19 protein-coding genes and 1 pseudogene are annotated in these 15,213 nt (G+C 69.7%); 8 read left to right on the forward strand and 12 right to left on the reverse strand.

The features are described 5' to 3' along the window. Nucleotides 1-175 precede the first annotated feature (175 nt). Nucleotides 176-871, forward strand: a complete 696-nt coding sequence (locus tag IAG44_RS24180) for a helix-turn-helix transcriptional regulator (protein WP_187749161.1) — start codon at nucleotides 176-178, stop codon at nucleotides 869-871. A 684-nt stretch (nucleotides 872-1,555) separates the two neighbouring features. Here IAG44_RS24180 and IAG44_RS24185 read toward each other — a convergent pair. Further along, nucleotides 1,556-1,876, reverse strand: a complete 321-nt coding sequence (locus IAG44_RS24185) for a hypothetical protein (protein ID WP_187749162.1) — start codon at nucleotides 1,874-1,876, stop codon at nucleotides 1,556-1,558. Nucleotides 1,877-1,901: 25 nt separating this feature from the next. Then, a complete protein-coding gene (locus IAG44_RS24190; RefSeq protein WP_187749163.1) occupies nucleotides 1,902-3,581 on the reverse strand; it encodes a sodium:solute symporter family protein in 1,680 nt (559 codons plus the stop codon). A 94-nt stretch (nucleotides 3,582-3,675) separates the two neighbouring features. Between IAG44_RS24190 and galT the strand changes: the two genes are divergently transcribed. Genes galT through galK form a run of 3 tightly spaced genes read left to right on the forward strand, consistent with a single transcriptional unit; the run spans nucleotide 3,676 to nucleotide 6,849 of the window. Beyond that, a complete protein-coding gene (galT, locus tag IAG44_RS24195; protein WP_187749164.1) occupies nucleotides 3,676-4,737 on the forward strand; it encodes a galactose-1-phosphate uridylyltransferase in 1,062 nt (353 codons plus the stop codon). Then, a complete protein-coding gene (gene galE, locus IAG44_RS24200; protein WP_187749165.1) occupies nucleotides 4,734-5,699 on the forward strand; it encodes a UDP-glucose 4-epimerase GalE in 966 nt (321 codons plus the stop codon). Before galT ends, galE begins: the two co-directional genes overlap by 4 nt. 1 nt (nucleotide 5,700) lies before the next feature. Next, the gene (galK, locus tag IAG44_RS24205) at nucleotides 5,701-6,849 is read left to right on the forward strand and encodes a galactokinase (RefSeq protein ID WP_187749166.1); all 1,149 of its coding nucleotides are present in this window, start codon (nucleotides 5,701-5,703) and stop codon (nucleotides 6,847-6,849) included. A 67-nt stretch (nucleotides 6,850-6,916) separates the two neighbouring features. Here galK and IAG44_RS24210 read toward each other — a convergent pair whose 3' ends face one another. From IAG44_RS24210 to IAG44_RS24225, 4 genes are all read right to left on the reverse strand, one after another. Then, nucleotides 6,917-7,156: a hypothetical protein gene (locus tag IAG44_RS24210; protein WP_187749167.1), complete on the reverse strand. Its 240-nt coding sequence runs from the start codon at nucleotides 7,154-7,156 to the stop codon at nucleotides 6,917-6,919. A gap of 110 nt (nucleotides 7,157-7,266) precedes the next feature. Continuing rightward, nucleotides 7,267-7,413, reverse strand: coding sequence for a hypothetical protein (locus IAG44_RS24215; RefSeq protein WP_187749168.1), 147 nt, complete (start codon nucleotides 7,411-7,413; stop codon nucleotides 7,267-7,269). Further along, nucleotides 7,410-7,694 (reverse strand): hypothetical protein, encoded by a 285-nt coding sequence (locus IAG44_RS24220; protein WP_187749169.1) that lies wholly within the window; start codon nucleotides 7,692-7,694, stop codon nucleotides 7,410-7,412. The genes IAG44_RS24215 and IAG44_RS24220 overlap by 4 nt, the downstream gene beginning before the upstream one ends. Nucleotides 7,695-7,775: 81 nt before the next feature. Next, entirely contained in the window at nucleotides 7,776-8,447 is a 672-nt protein-coding gene (locus IAG44_RS24225) for a DedA family protein (RefSeq protein WP_187749170.1), read from the reverse strand. A 70-nt stretch (nucleotides 8,448-8,517) separates the two neighbouring features. Between IAG44_RS24225 and IAG44_RS24230 the strand changes: the two genes are divergently transcribed. Further along, nucleotides 8,518-8,985: a hypothetical protein gene (locus IAG44_RS24230; protein ID WP_187749171.1), complete on the forward strand. Its 468-nt coding sequence runs from the start codon at nucleotides 8,518-8,520 to the stop codon at nucleotides 8,983-8,985. On the opposite strand, the gene IAG44_RS24235 is transcribed toward IAG44_RS24230, so the two are convergent. Then, the gene (locus tag IAG44_RS24235; protein ID WP_187749172.1) at nucleotides 8,964-10,343 is read right to left on the reverse strand and encodes a NucA/NucB deoxyribonuclease domain-containing protein; all 1,380 of its coding nucleotides are present in this window, start codon (nucleotides 10,341-10,343) and stop codon (nucleotides 8,964-8,966) included. The two genes, IAG44_RS24230 and IAG44_RS24235, sit on opposite strands and share 22 nt — an antisense overlap. A gap of 322 nt (nucleotides 10,344-10,665) precedes the next feature. On the opposite strand from IAG44_RS24235, the gene IAG44_RS24240 reads away from it, so the two are divergent. After that, nucleotides 10,666-11,265, forward strand: a complete 600-nt coding sequence (locus IAG44_RS24240; RefSeq protein ID WP_187749173.1) for a Uma2 family endonuclease — start codon at nucleotides 10,666-10,668, stop codon at nucleotides 11,263-11,265. A gap of 13 nt (nucleotides 11,266-11,278) precedes the next feature. Here IAG44_RS24240 and IAG44_RS24245 read toward each other — a convergent pair whose 3' ends face one another. Then, entirely contained in the window at nucleotides 11,279-11,713 is a 435-nt protein-coding gene (locus IAG44_RS24245; protein ID WP_246562021.1) for a GNAT family N-acetyltransferase, read from the reverse strand. A gap of 270 nt (nucleotides 11,714-11,983) precedes the next feature. Here IAG44_RS24245 and IAG44_RS24250 point away from each other — a divergent pair, with 270 nt between their 5' ends. Continuing rightward, nucleotides 11,984-12,751 carry a LuxR C-terminal-related transcriptional regulator gene (locus IAG44_RS24250; protein WP_187749175.1) on the forward strand — a complete coding sequence of 256 codons (768 nt, stop codon included), beginning with the start codon at nucleotides 11,984-11,986 and terminating at the stop codon, nucleotides 12,749-12,751. Nucleotides 12,752-12,924: 173 nt separating this feature from the next. On the opposite strand, the gene IAG44_RS44325 is transcribed toward IAG44_RS24250, so the two are convergent. Further along, a complete protein-coding gene (locus IAG44_RS44325; RefSeq protein ID WP_187749176.1) occupies nucleotides 12,925-13,422 on the reverse strand; it encodes a MarR family winged helix-turn-helix transcriptional regulator in 498 nt (165 codons plus the stop codon). Nucleotides 13,423-13,510: 88 nt separating this feature from the next. Here IAG44_RS44325 and IAG44_RS24260 point away from each other — a divergent pair, with 88 nt between their 5' ends. Beyond that, nucleotides 13,511-14,296, forward strand: a complete 786-nt coding sequence (locus IAG44_RS24260) for a trans-aconitate 2-methyltransferase (protein ID WP_187749177.1) — start codon at nucleotides 13,511-13,513, stop codon at nucleotides 14,294-14,296. A gap of 15 nt (nucleotides 14,297-14,311) precedes the next feature. On the opposite strand, the pseudogene IAG44_RS24265 reads toward IAG44_RS24260, so the two are convergent. The 3 genes and pseudogenes from IAG44_RS24265 to IAG44_RS24275 all read right to left on the reverse strand — a co-directional run bounded on the left by IAG44_RS24265 (nucleotide 14,312) and on the right by IAG44_RS24275 (nucleotide 15,202). Beyond that, nucleotides 14,312-14,656: pseudogene (locus tag IAG44_RS24265) on the reverse strand (hypothetical protein). 43 nt (nucleotides 14,657-14,699) lie between these two features. Further along, on the reverse strand, nucleotides 14,700-14,951 hold the full coding sequence (locus tag IAG44_RS24270) for a type II toxin-antitoxin system RelE family toxin (protein WP_187749178.1): 252 nt from the start codon (nucleotides 14,949-14,951) through the stop codon (nucleotides 14,700-14,702). Continuing rightward, nucleotides 14,948-15,202 carry a type II toxin-antitoxin system Phd/YefM family antitoxin gene (locus IAG44_RS24275; protein ID WP_187749179.1) on the reverse strand — a complete coding sequence of 85 codons (255 nt, stop codon included), beginning with the start codon at nucleotides 15,200-15,202 and terminating at the stop codon, nucleotides 14,948-14,950. Before IAG44_RS24275 ends, IAG44_RS24270 begins: the two co-directional genes overlap by 4 nt. Nucleotides 15,203-15,213: the final 11 nt, after the last annotated feature.

Raw genomic sequence — 15,213 nt, forward strand, 5'->3', positions numbered from 1 at the left:
TCGCCGCCCGTGCAGGGGAGGTTTTTCCTCGATCGGGGGCACTTCTCACCAGTAGGGGGAGCGCGACGTCGAACAAGCGTGTAGCTTCCGGGGGCATGAAAGGCGGGGTGCCGGGGGGCTCCCCGCGTGAACCTGTCCGGGTGGGGCATCCATGGGGGGACTGGGGGGTGGCTCGATGGGAGTCCGGCTGATGGTGGTCGACGACCACCGCCTGCTCGCCGAGGCGCTGGCCTCGGCGCTGAAACTGCGCGGTCACCGTGTGCTGGCCGCCGCCGCGCCGGCCGCGGGCGCCGCGGACCTGGTGATCACCAGGGCGCCCGAGGTGTGCCTGCTGGGGACGGCGGCGCCGGCGGAACCGGGGACGTTCGACCCCGTCGTCCGTATCAAGCGGGAGCGGCCGCAGGTCGCCGTCCTCGTCCTCGGCCCCGTGCCGAGTCCGCGGGGGATCGCGGCGGCGTTCGCGGCGGGGGCGTCCGGGTACGTCCGTCACGACGAACGCATAGAGGGCGTCGAACGCGCCATCATGAAGGCCCGCGCGGGAGAGGCGGCGGTGGCCCCCCAGCTCCTCCAGAACGCCTTCAGCGAACTCCTCAACCCCGCCGCCCAGCCGGACGACGAGGGCCAGCGCCTCCTCCACATGCTCACCCCCCGCGAGGTCGAGGTCCTGGTCCGCGTCGCCGACGGCGAGGACACCCGCCTCATCGCCGCCGGCATGGGCATCGCCCCCTCCACCGCCCGCACCCACGTCCAACGCGTCCTCATGAAACTGGGCGTCGGCTCCCGCCTCGAAGCCGCGGCCCTGGCCGCCCGAACCGGCTTACTGGACCGGGCCTCCCCCCACACCCAACCCCAACAGGGCCCGGAGAGCTGAGACCACCGCGGCGCCTGAGCACCAGACGGCGAGGGCGGCCCACCACGCCACGACGCCGGACGAGGCCACCTGCTCTCACCGGCGGTGCGGGGGCGTGGGGGCCTGCGGCCACCGCGCCGCACGGCGTGGGTGGCTGCCCGAGCTGTGGTGTACGGCACGGGCGCTCGCCCCCAAACTCGGTGCGCGGCCGGGGTTCTCGCCTCCAACTCGGCGCACAACGGGACCCGTTCCTACCGGAAGGCACACGCCCGCACACCGGCCCGCCCCGGCAGGGGGCAGCAACCCCCTTCGCCAGGCGACCTGAACAGCCCTCACACCAGCGGCAGTCGAGGTTCGGCCCACAGCGTTCCGGCTGCTCGGGGCGCTGGAGACGCGCGGGTTCGCCGAGCAGGGGACCGCAGTACCGGGGCGAGAACCGGCTCGGCCTCAGGCTCGTACGCCTCGTGCCCATGGGCGACTTCCGGCGGAGACACCGTGTACGGTTCCGGCGCGACGTTCGCCGTCCGGCGAGGACGCAGCAGCGTCGTTATCGCCGACGGCTTCCGCCCGCCCCCGGAAAGAAGGGCGCCCCCCCACACAGGGAACAGACACCCGCGCGCTGCACCGCCCCCGAAGGATCAGACCCCGCAGGCACCGGCCCCGGCGAGCGCAGCGCCCTCGCCCCGTCGGGGCCGGACCCTCAGTTCACCCCGTCCCCTTTTCCTCCCCCTCTACCGGGAGTTCCGGCGTCGGGGCCGCAGCGGGGCGGAGCCACTGCCAGGTGAGGAAGAAGAGGCCCAGCAGGAGCATGCCGAGGCCGGTCCAGAGGTTGATGTTGATGCCCTGGGCCTTGTCGATCTCGGCGTCGCTGTCGGTGAGGCCGGTGATGGTGACGATGACGCCGTAGACGACGAAGAGGCCGCCGATGATGAGGCGGAGGTCGAAGATGCGGGCGGCGGTGGCGGACTGCGCCTCAAGGGCCGTCACCTCGCGGTGGACGTCATGTTCCGAGTGGTGGTCGGACATGGAGCGTTCCTTTCAAAAGGGGGGCTCAGAAGGAGAACGGGATGTAGCAGGCGGCGGCGAGGACGACCGCGCTCCAGCCGAGGAGGGCCGGCCGGCGGTACCAGGCGTCGTCGCCCTTGGCGGGCGCCTCGGACATGCCGGGGGAGCGCGTCCCGTACACCAGGCCCTGGAGTTCGGCCTCCGGCTTCGGCGCGGTGAACAGCGACACGATCACCATGACGACGGCGCCCGCGACGAACCCGGCGATCGCGGAGACGAAGTTCGCGCCCTGGTCGGAGGGGATGCCGATGACGTCCTGCTTGTAGAGGACGAAGTAGTTGACCATCGCGGCGGTGGTCCCGGCGAGCAGCCCCCAGAACCCGGACTTCGCGGAGGCCCGCTTCCAGAACATCCCGATGATGAAGACGACGAACATGGGGACGTTGAAGAAGGAGAACAGCGTCTGGAGGTAGCTCATGATGTTGGAGAAGGAGGACGCGAGGAAGGCCGTGCCCACCGACGCCGCGACGCCGATCGCGGTGATGAGGCGGCCGAAGCGGACGTAGTACGCGTCCTCCCGGTCCCGCACGACGTACTTCGCCCAGATGTCGTTCGTGAACACCGTGTTGAACGACGACACGTTCGCCGCCATCCCCGCCATGAACGCCGCGAGCAGCCCGGTGACGGCGATCCCGAGCACCCCGTTGGGCAGCAGCTGCTCCATGAGGTAGGGGATCGCGTCGTTGTACTGGAGGTCGGACCCGGACGTCCCGATCTTCGGCACCAGCACCGCCGCCACCAGCCCGGGGATCATCACGAGGAACACGATGAAGATCTTGGGGAACGCGGCGATGAGCGGCGTGCGCTGCGCGGCGGAGAGGTTCTTCGCGGACAGCGCCCGCTGCACCTCCGCGAAGTTCGTCGTCCAGTACCCGAAGGACAGCACGAACCCGAGCCCGAGGACGATCGTCAGCCAGTTCGCGCCCAGGGGATTGTCACTGCCGATCCCCGTACCACCCCAGGCGGTGACGAAGTCGTCCCCGTGGCTCGCCTTGAGCGAGTCGGTCAGCCCGTCCCAGCCGCCGACCTTCTTCAGCCCCAGCACGGACAGCGGGATCAGCGCCGCGAGGATGACGAAGAACTGCAGCACCTCGTTGTAGATCGCCGACGACAGTCCGCCGAGCGTGATGTACGCGAGCACGAAGAACCCGGCGACGAGGATCGCGACCCACTCGGGCCAGCCGAGCAGCGCCTCGACGACGATGGCGAGCGCGTACAGGTTGACGCCGGCGATGAGGATCGCGGCGAACGCGAACAGCGCGGAACTGAGCAGATGCGCCCACTTGTCGAACCGCAGCAGCAGCATCTCGGGGACGGACCGCACCTTCGACGAGTAGTAGAAGGGCATCATCACGAGCCCGAGGAACACCATCGCCGGGATCGCGCCGATCCAGTACCAGTGGACGGTGTACGCCCCGTACTGCGCGCTGTTGGCGGCCATGCCCAGGATCTCGGTCGCGGCGAGGTTCGCCGAGATGAACGCGAGCCCGGTGATCCAGGCGGGCAGTGAGCGCCCGGAGAGGAAGAAGTCGAGGCTGGTCTTCACGGAGCGCCGGGCGGCGAACCCGATGCCGAGGACGACGACGAAGTAGATGCCGAGGATCGTGTAGTCGAGCGCGTTGACGGGGAGCCGCAGCTCGGCCGAGAGATACATGGGGGGATGCATGCGCAGCGTGCCTTGTCTCGTAGTCGTACGGTGGTTTATGTTTCTATGTGTTTGGTTCTGTTTGAGTGTGGGATGAGGGACGGAGCGTCCGACGGTGAAGAAGACCTCGACCCGGCTGGCCGACGGTCGTGAGCTGATCTACTACGACTTGCGGGACGACTCGGTGCGCGACGCGGTGGACCGCCGCCCACTCGACCGGACCGTCACCACTTCGGAGGTACGCCGGGACCCCCTCCTCGGTGACGAGGTCGCGATCGCCTCCCACCGGCAGGGCCGCACCTACCACCCCCCGGCCGACCAGTGCCCCCTGTGCCCGACGCGGGGCGACAACCTGAGCGAGATCCCGGACTCGTCGTACGACGTCGTCGTCTTCGAGAACCGTTTCCCCTCGCTGGCCGGCGACTCGGGCCGCTGCGAGGTCGTCTGCTTCGCCTCCGCCCACGACGCGTCGTTCGCCGACCTCACCGAGGAGCAGGCGCGTCTGGTCCTGGAGGCGTGGACCGACCGGACGTCCGAGCTGTCGCATCTTCCTTCCGTCCAGCAGGTGTTCTGCTTCGAGAACCGGGGCGAGGAGATCGGGGTGACCCTCGGCCACCCCCACGGGCAGATCTACGCCTACCCCTTCACCACGCCCCGCACCGCCCTGATGCTGCGCCAGGTCGCCGCGCACAAGGACGCGACCGGCGGGGAGAACCTGTTCGACGCCGTCCTGGAGCGGGAACTCGCGGACGACCGGGTCGTCCTGGAGGGTGAACACTGGGTCGCGTTCGTGCCGTACGCGGCGCACTGGCCCTACGAGGTGCACCTCTACCCCAAGCGCCGGGTCCCTGACCTGCTCGGGCTCGACGAGGACGCGCGCACAGAGTTCCCCAAGGTCTATCTGGAACTCTTGAGGCGCTTCGACCGGATCTTCGGTGAGGACCAGCCCGTGACGCCGTACATCGCCGCCTGGCACCAGGCGCCGTTCGGCCAGCTGGAGGAGTTCGACGGCGTCAGCCGCGACGACTTCGCGCTGCACCTGGAGCTTTTCACGATCCGACGCACTTCCGGCAAGCTGAAGTTCCTCGCGGGCTCCGAGTCGGGGATGGGCGCGTTCATCAACGACATCTCCCCGGAGCGCGCGGCCGAGCGATTGCGAGAGGTAGCGAGTTCATGAGCAAGTACCTGGTCACGGGCGGGGCGGGTTACGTCGGCGGCGTGGTGGCCCAGCACCTCCTGGAGGCCGGCCACGACGTGACCGTCCTCGACAACCTCTCCACCGGCTTCCGCGAGGGCGTCCCGGCGGGCGCGACCTTCATCGAGGGCGACATCCGCGACGCGGGCAAGTGGCTCGACTCCTCCTTCGAGGCGGTCCTGCACTTCGCCGCCAGCTCCCAGGTAGGGGAGTCGGTCGTACGACCTGAGAAGTACTGGGACAACAACGTCGGCGGCACGATGGCCCTGCTGGGCGCGATGCGCGAGGCGGGCGTCCGCAAGCTGGTCTTCTCCTCGACGGCCGCCACGTACGGCGAGCCGGAGTCGGTGCCGATCCCCGAGACGGCCGTCACCAAGCCGACCAACCCCTACGGGGCGACGAAGCTCGCGGTCGACCACATGATCACCAGCGAGGCCGGGGCGCACGGCCTCGGCGCGGTCTCGCTGCGCTACTTCAACGTCGCGGGCGCCTACGGGGCGCAGGGCGAGCGGCACGACCCCGAGTCGCACCTCATCCCCCTGGTACTTCAGGTGGCTCAGGGTCGCAGGGACGCGATCTCCGTCTACGGCGACGACTACCCGACGCCGGACGGCACCTGCGTCCGGGACTACATCCACGTCGCCGACCTCGCGGACGCGCACCTGCTGGCGCTGAAGGCCGCGACGCCGGGCGAGCACCTGATCTGCAACCTCGGCAACGGTGAGGGCTTCTCCGTCCGGCAGGTCATCGACACCGTCCGCAAGGTCACCGGGCACCCCATCCCCGAGGTCGTCGTCCCCCGGCGCGGCGGCGACCCCGCCGTCCTCGTCGCCTCCGCCGCCACCGCGCGCGAGCGGCTGGGCTGGCGGCCGTCCCGCACGGACCTCGCGGGTATCGTCGCCGACGCGTGGGCTTTCACGCAGCAGATTTCTAAGGAGAGTTGAGTTGGGCGCACAGCAAGTCCGGGACGGCTTCGAGGAGTTGTACGGGGCCGCCCCGGAAGGCGTCTGGGCGGCCCCCGGCCGCGTCAACCTCATCGGTGAACACACCGACTACAACGACGGCTTCGTCATGCCGTTCGCCCTCCCGCACACGGCGATCGCGGCGGTCTCGCGCCGCGAGGACGACGTCCTGCGCCTGCACTCCGCCGACATCGACGCCGGTGTCGTCGAGGTGACGGCCCTGGAGCCGGGCTCGGACACCGACTGGACGGCGTACCCGGCGGGCGTGGTCTGGGCGCTGCGCGAGGCGGGCCACCCCGTCCGGGGCGCGGACATCCACCTGTCCTCCACGGTCCCCTCCGGCGCCGGCCTCTCCTCCTCGGCCGCGCTTGAGGTGGTCGTCGCCCTCGCCCTCAACGACCTCTACGAACTCGGCCTCCAGCGCTGGCAGTTGGCCCGCCTGTGCCAGCGCGCGGAGAACGTCTACGTGGGCGCCCCCACCGGCATCATGGACCAGACCGCCTCCGCCTGCTGCGAAGAAGGCCACGCCCTCTTCCTCGACACCCGCGACCTCTCCCAGAAGCAGATCCCCTTCGACCTCACCTCCGAAGGGCTCCGCCTCCTCGTCGTCGACACCCAGGTCAAGCACGCCCACAGCGAGGGCGAGTACGGCAAACGTCGTGCCGGCTGCGAGGAGGGCGCCGCGATCCTGGGCGTGACAGCCCTCCGAGACGTGCCCTACGCCGACCTGCCCGAGGCCCTGTCCCGCATCGACGACGAGGAGATCCGCCGCCTGGTCAAGCACGTGGTCACGGAAGACGAACGAGTAGAACGCGTCGTCACCCTCATGACCACCGGCGCCGACGCCCGCGAAATCGGCCCCGTCCTGGTAGAAGGCCACGCCTCTCTCCGCGACGACTTCCGCATCTCCTGCCCGGAGCTGGACCTGGTGGTCGACTCCTCCCTGTCAGCCGGCGCGCTGGGCGCCCGCATGACGGGCGGCGGCTTCGGCGGCTCGGCCATCGTCCTCGCGGAGGAGTCCGACGTCGCCAGTATCACGAAGACCATCGAAGAAGCCTTCGCGACAGCCGGCTTCACGGCCCCCCGCGTCTTCGAAGCAGTCCCGGCACCCGGGGCGCGGCGACTGGCCTGACTTCGGGGCGAGTCCGCACAAGAAGCGGTTCCCGCAGGTTACTTGCCTGCGGGGACCGCTTCTCCGGTCATGAGAACAGCGCCGGGGTCACCAGGGCGATACGGACGATGCCGGGCTCAGGCGGAGGGGCGTCGTAGACGTAGGTGACGGTCAGGGGCGGGCGGGAGTCCGTGCCCTCGATCCGGGTCGTGCAGAGCTTCATCCCGCCGGTGGCACTGCGGGCTTGGCGGCCGAGCGCCGGGTTCTTCTCCAACTCCGCCCTCAGCGCCTGTGTCACATTCCCGGCCGGGCGCCCGCCGTCTGGCACGCACTCCCCCAAGCTCTCGACTTCGCTCGACCAGGGGGCACCCCCGTCGCGGGCGCTCCGGCGCCTTGCGATCTGGGGGTACCCCCTGCTCGTCAGAGCTTGGGGGAGCATCAGACGACGCGCGCTGATCCGACCGGGGATGTGACACAGGCTCTCAGCGCCTCGACGGCTTCGAGCGCGCCCGCCCCGATGGCCTCGCAGCGGGAAAGCGCCTCGTGCGTGATCTCGGCGATGGTCGGTCGCGACGCGTCGGTCACTCCGCCGTCCTCCGAGCCTCCTGGATCTCCGCGACCGCCGCACCGACGGCCGCGTCGAACGCCGGGTCCTGCCGGGCGGCGATCCGTCCTCGGAACTCTTCCACCAGGCGGACGATGCCGGTGAGGTCGGCCGGGTCGGCGTGGTTGATCTCGCGAGCCAGTTCGGCCTCGAAGTCGTCGGCGTCGCCGGGGAAGCCGTAGCCCATGGTGAGCGCGGCACGGAGTTCGCCGATGGTGCGCAGGGGAGGGACCGATGGCGTGTCGATGGGGTGGGCGGTCATGGCGGCGGGCCTTCCTTCCGTCCGTTCACGAACGAACCCTGTCCTTCCCTGGATGGAACGTAACGCTACCGCGCCGCAAGGTCACGTCGTCCGCCGATGCCGCGCCTTCGGACCCCGGCTCCGCACCCGCACCATCACGAACAGCACCAGCCCGACCGCCGCGAGCCCCACGACCACCTTCGACAGCACGCCCACGTACGCCTCGACGAGTTCCCACTGATCCCCGAGCCAGTAGCCGGCCATGATCAGGACGGAGTTCCAGATGAGGGAGCCGAGGGTGGTGAGGGCGATGAACGTGGGGAGGCGCATGCGTTCGACGCCGGCGGGGACGGAGATGAGGCTGCGGAAGACGGGGAGCATGCGGCCGAGGAAGATGGCTTTGGTGCCGTGCCGGGCGAACCATTCCTCCGTGCGGACGAGGTCCGCCGGCTTCACCAACGGGAGCTTGGCCCAGATCGCGTGGACGCGGTCCCGTCCGACCAGCATGCCGATCCAGTAGAGGACGACCGCCCCGACCGTCGCCCCGAGGGTCGTCCAGAAGAGGGCCGAGTACAGGCTGAGCACACCCTGCCCCGCCGCGAACCCGGTCAGCGGGAGGATGACCTCGCTCGGGATCGGGGGAAAGAGGTTCTCCAGGGCGATCGCCAGCCCGGCGCCGGGCCCTCCGATGGTCTCGATCAGGTTGGTGACCCACCCGGTGATCCCGTCTTCCGAGGGTTCTTTGGGCTGGGCGGCGAGATACAGGGCGGTCATAAGGTAAAGGTAATGCAAAGTGCCCGCCGGAAACGAACGCGGTAAACGGCCGCGGGAAAGGAGCCCGGCGATGGAACGGACGAGGACCCACGAGGAGCTGATCCTCGTGGAACGCCGCCTGTTCGGCCTGATGGACGTCGACACGGACACCTGGCCCGAGGGCCGACACCCGCAGGACGAACCGGTGACGATCCACCCCGGCCGGATCGACTTCGTGAGCTGCGCCCCCGACCACCGGGCCCTCGTCCGCCTGGAGTCCTGGCCGACAGAACCGGCGGAGCCGGAGGCGCAGGGCGACGACGACGAGATCGAACTCCCGTCGGGACACGTCCAGTTGTGGACGCTGACGATGGGCCCCGGCGAGGGGATCTTCGAGGTCGGCCCACCCGGCCGCTACGCCCTGCGCACGACGACCGAGGGCTGCGAGACGGCCCTCGAACTCGCCATGACGGGCCGCCCGGTACCCGACGGCACCGAGCGGTACGTCATACGCTTCTGGCCACTGACGCCCGGCGATCAGTCGACGATGCGGACGTAGAACCGGTCCCCGTCGAGAATCCGGTCCCGCCCGTACCAGGCCCCCAGCCGGCTCCCCGCCTCCTGGTTGTCACTGAACAGCACGGGCCGCACCGAGAACTGCCCGTACGGCACCCCGGGTTGGTACAGATGCCGCGCCGCGCCCTCGTACGTCGCCGAGAACGGATACTCGTCACAGTCCTGACTCAGCTCGGGATACCCCGGCCACCGCGCCTGGCAGACGGGGACGGCGAACCGCTCCCGGTTCGCGTCCCGCCGCGCGGTGTCGTGGTACAGCCGCCGCAGCGGATCGGCGGCCGAGGCCCCCGGAACGCGCTTGCCGTCGACACGGGGGTACGTCGACTCGGGGTGATCCTGCGCGTCCCGGATGTGCCACGCGCTCTCGTTGACCTCGGAGTCCTTCGTGCTGTAGCTCAGCCACGGCGTCACCCGGTCGAAGATCGACCCCTCCTTCTTCGGCAGGTACCACGCGGAGTCGAAGCGGACGCTGGTGACGGGCCCGTCCGCGCTCTTGTTCCCGCCGTCGGCCCGGAAGTCGTACTCGAACGAGAACGTCCCCGTCTTGACCTGCTCACCCCTGGACGCGTCCGCCGGATCCGCCCACGAGTGGAACAGCAACGACCCCTCGGAGTCGGCCTCCCACTGCGGTACGAGTTTCGTCACCTGGTCGAACCCGCCGGAGACACACGCGTCCGACGTCGACCCCGCGCAGTCCGCCTCGATCTTCAGGCTCCCCGCGTCGCTGGTGCCCCACGAGCTGATCTCGTCGACGTACACCTTCCAGTCGACGTCCCGCAGCCCGTCGTAGGCGTACCCCATGTGGGTGATACGCCCGCTGAACGCGCCGGCGGGGACGCAGAAGATGGTCCAGCAGCGGAACTGTTCCGCCGTGAGGACCGTGATCTGGCAGTACGAGAAGTGGTTCTTGATCCACCCCTCCGCCCGCCACGACAGATCACTGTTCTCCCGGCACTCCTCCGGCGTGATGTCGTCCTCCTGCAAGGTGCTGACCTCACCGGCCGCCAACTCCTCACTGGCGGTCCCGTATTCGGCCCCGCTCTTGACGGCCAGCGCGTGCGCCTCGTCCGCGTCCGTCACGGCCGCTTCCCGGTCGGGCGGCGCGGTGGTCGCCAACTGGTCGGCCCTGACTTTCTTGTCCCGGTCGGCTGGATCGGCCTTCAACGCCCCCGCCACGGACCCATCGGCACTCAGCCCCTCGTCCCCGGGCAACGCCCGCACAACATTGACGAGCCTCCCCTCACCGTTGTTGTCGACCGCCACGGCATTCGCCGGAGCAATCGAGGCCGCCACCAACGCGACCAGCCCCACGACCATCCCTGCACGCCATCTCCCTGTCATGCCCATGCCATCCTCACATCGCATTTTTCCACCGGCAACGCCTCAAACATGGGCGCGCCTCAAGGACGGGTCAAGGGGCGTCGGGCAAGCGTGGGTACCATCCCGGCCGAACTTGCCACACCGGTGAACTCCCAGCTGAGCGCCGGTTGTTCGACTCCCCGTACGACCCCGGCACGCATGGCGAAGCCTTGCCAACCTGGCCGAGAAACGGGGGTTGACAAGGCTTGGCTGTGAGGGGGCTGTGAAAGGGAGTTTACGGAAGCGGAAGGTTCCGCTGCTCCTGATCTGAGGTGTCGCCTTCATGCTGGACGTGGGAGGACCCATGACTCAGCAGACCCTGTACCGGCGGCTGCGCGCCATGCGTGACCACTTCACTCCGCCGCCCGGCTTTGCCTGGCCCGAGATCAGTGACGGGAAGATCGTCATGATGCTGAGCCCGCGGCCGCGCCACCAGCTGACCGCGATGCGGGTGCGGAGGCAACTGGACGCCCAGCTCTCCGAAGGGCTGGCCGTGTTCGAGGCGACAGACACCGACGACGAGTCCCTCGGCACCTTGCGCATCCCGGATCTCCACGTCTGCACGGACGAGGCCATGGAGACCGACGGTCCCCTCGACCCCCGCGAGATCGCCCTCGCGATCGAGATCGTCTCCCCCTCGAACCCGGAGAACGACTACCGGGAGAAGTCCCGCGACTACCCCGCCATGGGCATCCCCCACTACCTGATCCTCGACCCCCGCGACGGGACCTGGACCTACCAGTGGGGCATTGTCCGGGCCGAAGGGCGTCCGGGCTACGACAACCGGCTGCACATGCCGTACGGGGAACCGGTCACCGTGGTCACGGAGCTGGGCACCTGGAAGATCGAGACCACGGAGCTGCCCCGCTACAGCCCGAAGGACATGGGGCTCGCCCCGGAGTAGCGGCGCCCGGCGGTCACCCCAGTCGCTTCGTGAACGTGAACTCCGTGACGCCCGGCGGGTAGTCGGGGATCGCGCAGACCTCGTCGTAGCCCAACTTGCGGTAGAAGTCGGGGGCTTGGAAGTCCCAGGTCTCCAAGCGGACGGCCGTGCAGGCGTGTTGGGTGTGGGCGATGCGTTCCGCTTGGGTGAGGAGGCTCGTGCCGAGGCCGGTGCCGCGGTGGGCGGGGTCGACCCAGAGGAACGCCACGTGGAGCCAGTTCGCCCAGGTATGGCCGACGAGGCCGCCGCAGAGGGGGTTGCCGGGGGCGGTCGCCCAGATGTGTAACGGGGTCTCGTGGACGTCGTGCAGCGCCCGAAGCGCCGGAGACGCCTCCGTGTTCGCCGCACGCAGGCGCGAACGGAGCAGCGCGCGCCGGGCATTGTCCACTTCCGTCTCAAAGCTGAACATGCGCCTCACCATAAACGCGTCCGCCGACCAGTTCTGTGAAACTGCTTCCGCTCCGTGCTCCCGGCCCTACTCTGTGAACAGCGCCGGCGGGGGGCCGGTGCCGATCAGGGGGCGAGACAGTCGGGTACGGCACTCGCGGTGGGGGTAGCAGTACGCGCACGGCGGCGGCCGTGCGGCACCCGCCACGGGCGTCGTACCCGCAGCCGTCGTTCTCGGACCTTTTTCTGGGGTATCCCCAGCTCCGCGAGGGGCGTTGGGGGAGGGGGTTTCGTGGTTCGCATCCGAGTTCTGGTCGTCGACGACCACCGTATCTTCGCCGAGTCGCTGGCCGCGGCGCTCGCGGCCGAGCCGGACGTCGAGGTGTCCGCGGCCGGCAGTGGGCCCGCCGCGCTGCGCAGTCTGGAACGGGCCGCGGCGGAAGGACGCCGGTTCGATGTGCTCCTCGTCGACGCCGATCTCGGCGCCGTCGTCACGGGACTGCGGCCCGCGCCGTCCGTCCACGAGGTCAGTGAGAACGGGCACGTGGACGGCATCTCCCTCGTCTCCGCCGTGCGGTCGTCCCAGGCGTACGTCCGGGTCGTCGTCCTCGCGGAGAAGGACGATCCCCGGCGGGCTGCGCTGGCCCTCCAGGCGGGGGCGTCGGGGTGGGTCGCCAAGGACTGTTCGCTGTCCCGGCTGCTCACCGTCATCCGGGGGGTGCTGCGGGACGAGACGCATCTGCCGCCCGCGTTGCTTACCGGTGTGCTGCGGGAGTTGACGGCCGCGCGCAAGCATCGCACCGAGAGTGAGCGGTTGGTGGAGTCTCTGACTCCCCGTGAGCGTGAGGTTCTTCGGTGCATGGTCGCCGGGCTCGGGCGTAAGGCTGTTGCCGAGCGGTTGTTCCTGTCCCCGCACACGGTGCGGACCCATATGCAGAACGTGCTCGGGAAGTTGGGCGTGCACTCGACGCTGGCGGCGGTCGCGCTGGCGCGGCGGGCGGGGGTCGGGCCCGTCGATCTCGCCGGTGAAGTGGTGGAGCGGGGCGGGCAGTTGGCGTAACGCCCAAGGGGGTGGGGGGAGTTGTGGCGGGGCGTGTGCGGGTGCGTTGTGGTTTCTCGCGCCCACGCGGCGGAGCCGCATATTAGACACAGCCCCGCGCCCCTAAAAGCGCTCAGCTCGCCGACCCTGGTAAGCCCAGCCCGCCAGCCCGGCGTCAGCCGCCAACCCAGCCCTCAGCCCGGGATGTTGTCGAACGGGGCCGTCAACTGGCGTAGGAGGCCGGCCAGTTCTACTCGCTGGGACTGGGAGAGTTCCGCGAGGATCGCGCGCTCTTGGGTGAGGAGGCCCGCGAGGGCCTGGTCGGCGCGGTCTCGGCCCTCCGGGGTGAGGCGGACGAGGACGCCGCGGCGGTCCGTGGGGTCGGGGAGGCGTTCGACGAGGCCCTTTTGGGTGAGGCGGTCGATGCGGTTGGTCATGGTGCCGGAGGTGACGAGGGTCTGGGTGAGGAGTTGGCCGGGGGAGAGCTGGTAGGGGGCGCCTGCCCGGCGCAGGGCCGTGAGGACGTCGAACTCCCACGGCTCAAGCTGATGCTCCGCGAAGGCGAGCCGGCGGGCCCGGTCTAGGTGGCGGGCCAGCCTGCTGACCCGGCTCAGTACCTCAAGTGGTTCCACGTCGAGGTCCGGGCGTTCCCGACGCCACGCCGCGACCAGCCGATCGACCTCGTCCTCCATGGCGATCAGTGTAGTGGTTGTGTCGACATGAAGTCTCTTGATGTCGAGTCTCTTGACGTCGAGAGAATCAAAGGGGCAGGGTGAGAACATGACCAGCCCCTCCTGGGACCCCGCCCAGTACCTCCGGCACGCCGGCCACCGCGCACGCCCCTTCACCGACCTCCTCGCCCGCGTCCCCGACCTCCCCGGCCCCCGCCCCCGCATCGCCGACCTCGGCTGCGGCCCCGGCAACGTCACCCGCCTCCTCACCGAACGCTGGCCCACCGCCCACGTCACCGGCTACGACAACTCACCCCGGATGCTGGCCGACGCGCAGACGCACGCCGGCCCGAACCTCGACTTCGCCCACGCGGACCTCACGACCTGGACCCCGGACGAGCCGTACGACCTCCTCATCTCCAACGCGGCCCTCCAGTGGGTCCCCGGCCACCTGGACGCCCTCCCTGCCTGGCTCGACGCCCTCGCCCCCGGCGGGGTCCTCGCCTTCCAGGTCCCCGACAACACCGACGCCCCGCTCCACACCCTCATGCGCGACCTCGCCGCGAGCCCACGCTGGAAGTCCCGCCTCGCCGACGTCCTGCGTCCCCACGGCTCCGTCCACACCCCCGAGACCTACCTCGCGCGGCTCGGCGGCACGGCCGACGTCTGGCAGACCACCTACCTCCACGTCCTCCCTGGCGACGACCCCGTCCTCGACTGGGTCAAGGGCACCGGCCTGCGCCCCGCCCTCGACGCCCTCGCCGACGACCCCGAGGCCCGCGACACCTTCGTCCACGAATACCGCGACCTCCTCCGCACGGCCTACCCCCGCAGGCCCCACGGCACAGTCCTCCCGTTCCGCCGCCTGTTCGCGGTGGCGACGAAGGCGGCGTGACGGAGAGCAGGCGGCCTACAGCCGGTCCAGCGCGTCCATGCTGATGTCGATCTCGATGTCGAAGGGCGCGGTGACCTTGATGTGCCCGTGGAAGGTTCCGGTCAGCCCGTAGGACCTGGTCACGGGGTCGAGTTCGTAGACGCGGACGACGGGGTGCGGATCGGTGTCGCTCATCTCCACCAGCCAGAAGTGCCGGATGCCCGCGGCGGCGTACTTGCGATGTCCGGCTTCGGGCCGTTACAGCTGTTCAGGACGACGGTCATCTCACGGCGAACCCGGCAGAGTGAACAGATCGTCCACCGTGTAACCCTCGGGCGGCGGCACAGGCCAACGCGTGCTGGAGACCGGCTCGGCAGTCATGGTGATCCCTCCCATGGACGGGATTCCGGGTCCGAGGCGACCGCTACGGGGTGCGGCCCAGGTGGGTTACGAGGATGTGGATCACCTCGTCGTCGATCACGTAGAGGACCCGGTAGTCGCCGACGCGCAGACGGCGGAGGTCGGGTGAACCGTATGCGTACGATCCGGTCGGCCGAGGATCATCGGCGAGCTTGTCGATGGTGTCCAGGAGCAGGGCGAGGCCGTTCGGGTCCTCTTCGAGGAAACGAGCTGCGGCGTTCAGGGCGTGCGGCTCGAAGACGATCTCGTAGGTCACTTCTGTTCGAGTCCCAGCTGCTTGCGTACCTCCGCCATGGGGATGCCCGGCTCAAGAACTCCCTCGGCCTTGCGCCGCTGGTAGTCGGCGAACGCCAGCGCATCCTCGAAATCCTCTATCACCTGCGGCGAAACCAGCAGCGCCGCCACGTGCCCGTGGTCGGTGAGCGCGATGGTCTCGCGGCCGTGGGCGGCGCGGCGGACGAGGTCGCCGAGTTGGGCCCGAGCCGCGCTGATCGTGATCTCAGTCATGGACCCATGGT

Source organism: Streptomyces roseirectus, assembly GCF_014489635.1.
GTDB classification, from domain to species: Bacteria; Actinomycetota; Actinomycetes; order Streptomycetales; family Streptomycetaceae; genus Streptomyces; species Streptomyces roseirectus.

Excerpts from the sequence above, each read along its gene's own strand:
- IAG44_RS24180 (WP_187749161.1), top strand. The coding sequence starts at position 176 with ATGGGAGTCCGGCTGATGGTGGTCGACGACCACCGCCTGCTCGCCGAG.
- IAG44_RS24185 (WP_187749162.1), bottom strand. The coding sequence starts at position 1,876 with ATGTCCGACCACCACTCGGAACATGACGTCCACCGCGAGGTGACGGCC.
- IAG44_RS24190 (WP_187749163.1), bottom strand. The coding sequence starts at position 3,581 with ATGCATCCCCCCATGTATCTCTCGGCCGAGCTGCGGCTCCCCGTCAAC.
- galE (WP_187749165.1), top strand. The coding sequence starts at position 4,734 with ATGAGCAAGTACCTGGTCACGGGCGGGGCGGGTTACGTCGGCGGCGTG.
- IAG44_RS24220 (WP_187749169.1), bottom strand. The coding sequence starts at position 7,694 with ATGACCGCCCACCCCATCGACACGCCATCGGTCCCTCCCCTGCGCACC.
- IAG44_RS24225 (WP_187749170.1), bottom strand. The coding sequence starts at position 8,447 with ATGACCGCCCTGTATCTCGCCGCCCAGCCCAAAGAACCCTCGGAAGAC.
- IAG44_RS24230 (WP_187749171.1), top strand. The coding sequence starts at position 8,518 with ATGGAACGGACGAGGACCCACGAGGAGCTGATCCTCGTGGAACGCCGC.
- IAG44_RS24235 (WP_187749172.1), bottom strand. The coding sequence starts at position 10,343 with ATGACAGGGAGATGGCGTGCAGGGATGGTCGTGGGGCTGGTCGCGTTG.
- IAG44_RS24240 (WP_187749173.1), top strand. The coding sequence starts at position 10,666 with ATGACTCAGCAGACCCTGTACCGGCGGCTGCGCGCCATGCGTGACCAC.
- IAG44_RS24245 (WP_246562021.1), bottom strand. The coding sequence starts at position 11,713 with ATGTTCAGCTTTGAGACGGAAGTGGACAATGCCCGGCGCGCGCTGCTC.
- IAG44_RS44325 (WP_187749176.1), bottom strand. The coding sequence starts at position 13,422 with ATGGAGGACGAGGTCGATCGGCTGGTCGCGGCGTGGCGTCGGGAACGC.
- IAG44_RS24260 (WP_187749177.1), top strand. The coding sequence starts at position 13,511 with ATGACCAGCCCCTCCTGGGACCCCGCCCAGTACCTCCGGCACGCCGGC.
- IAG44_RS24275 (WP_187749179.1), bottom strand. The coding sequence starts at position 15,202 with ATGACTGAGATCACGATCAGCGCGGCTCGGGCCCAACTCGGCGACCTC.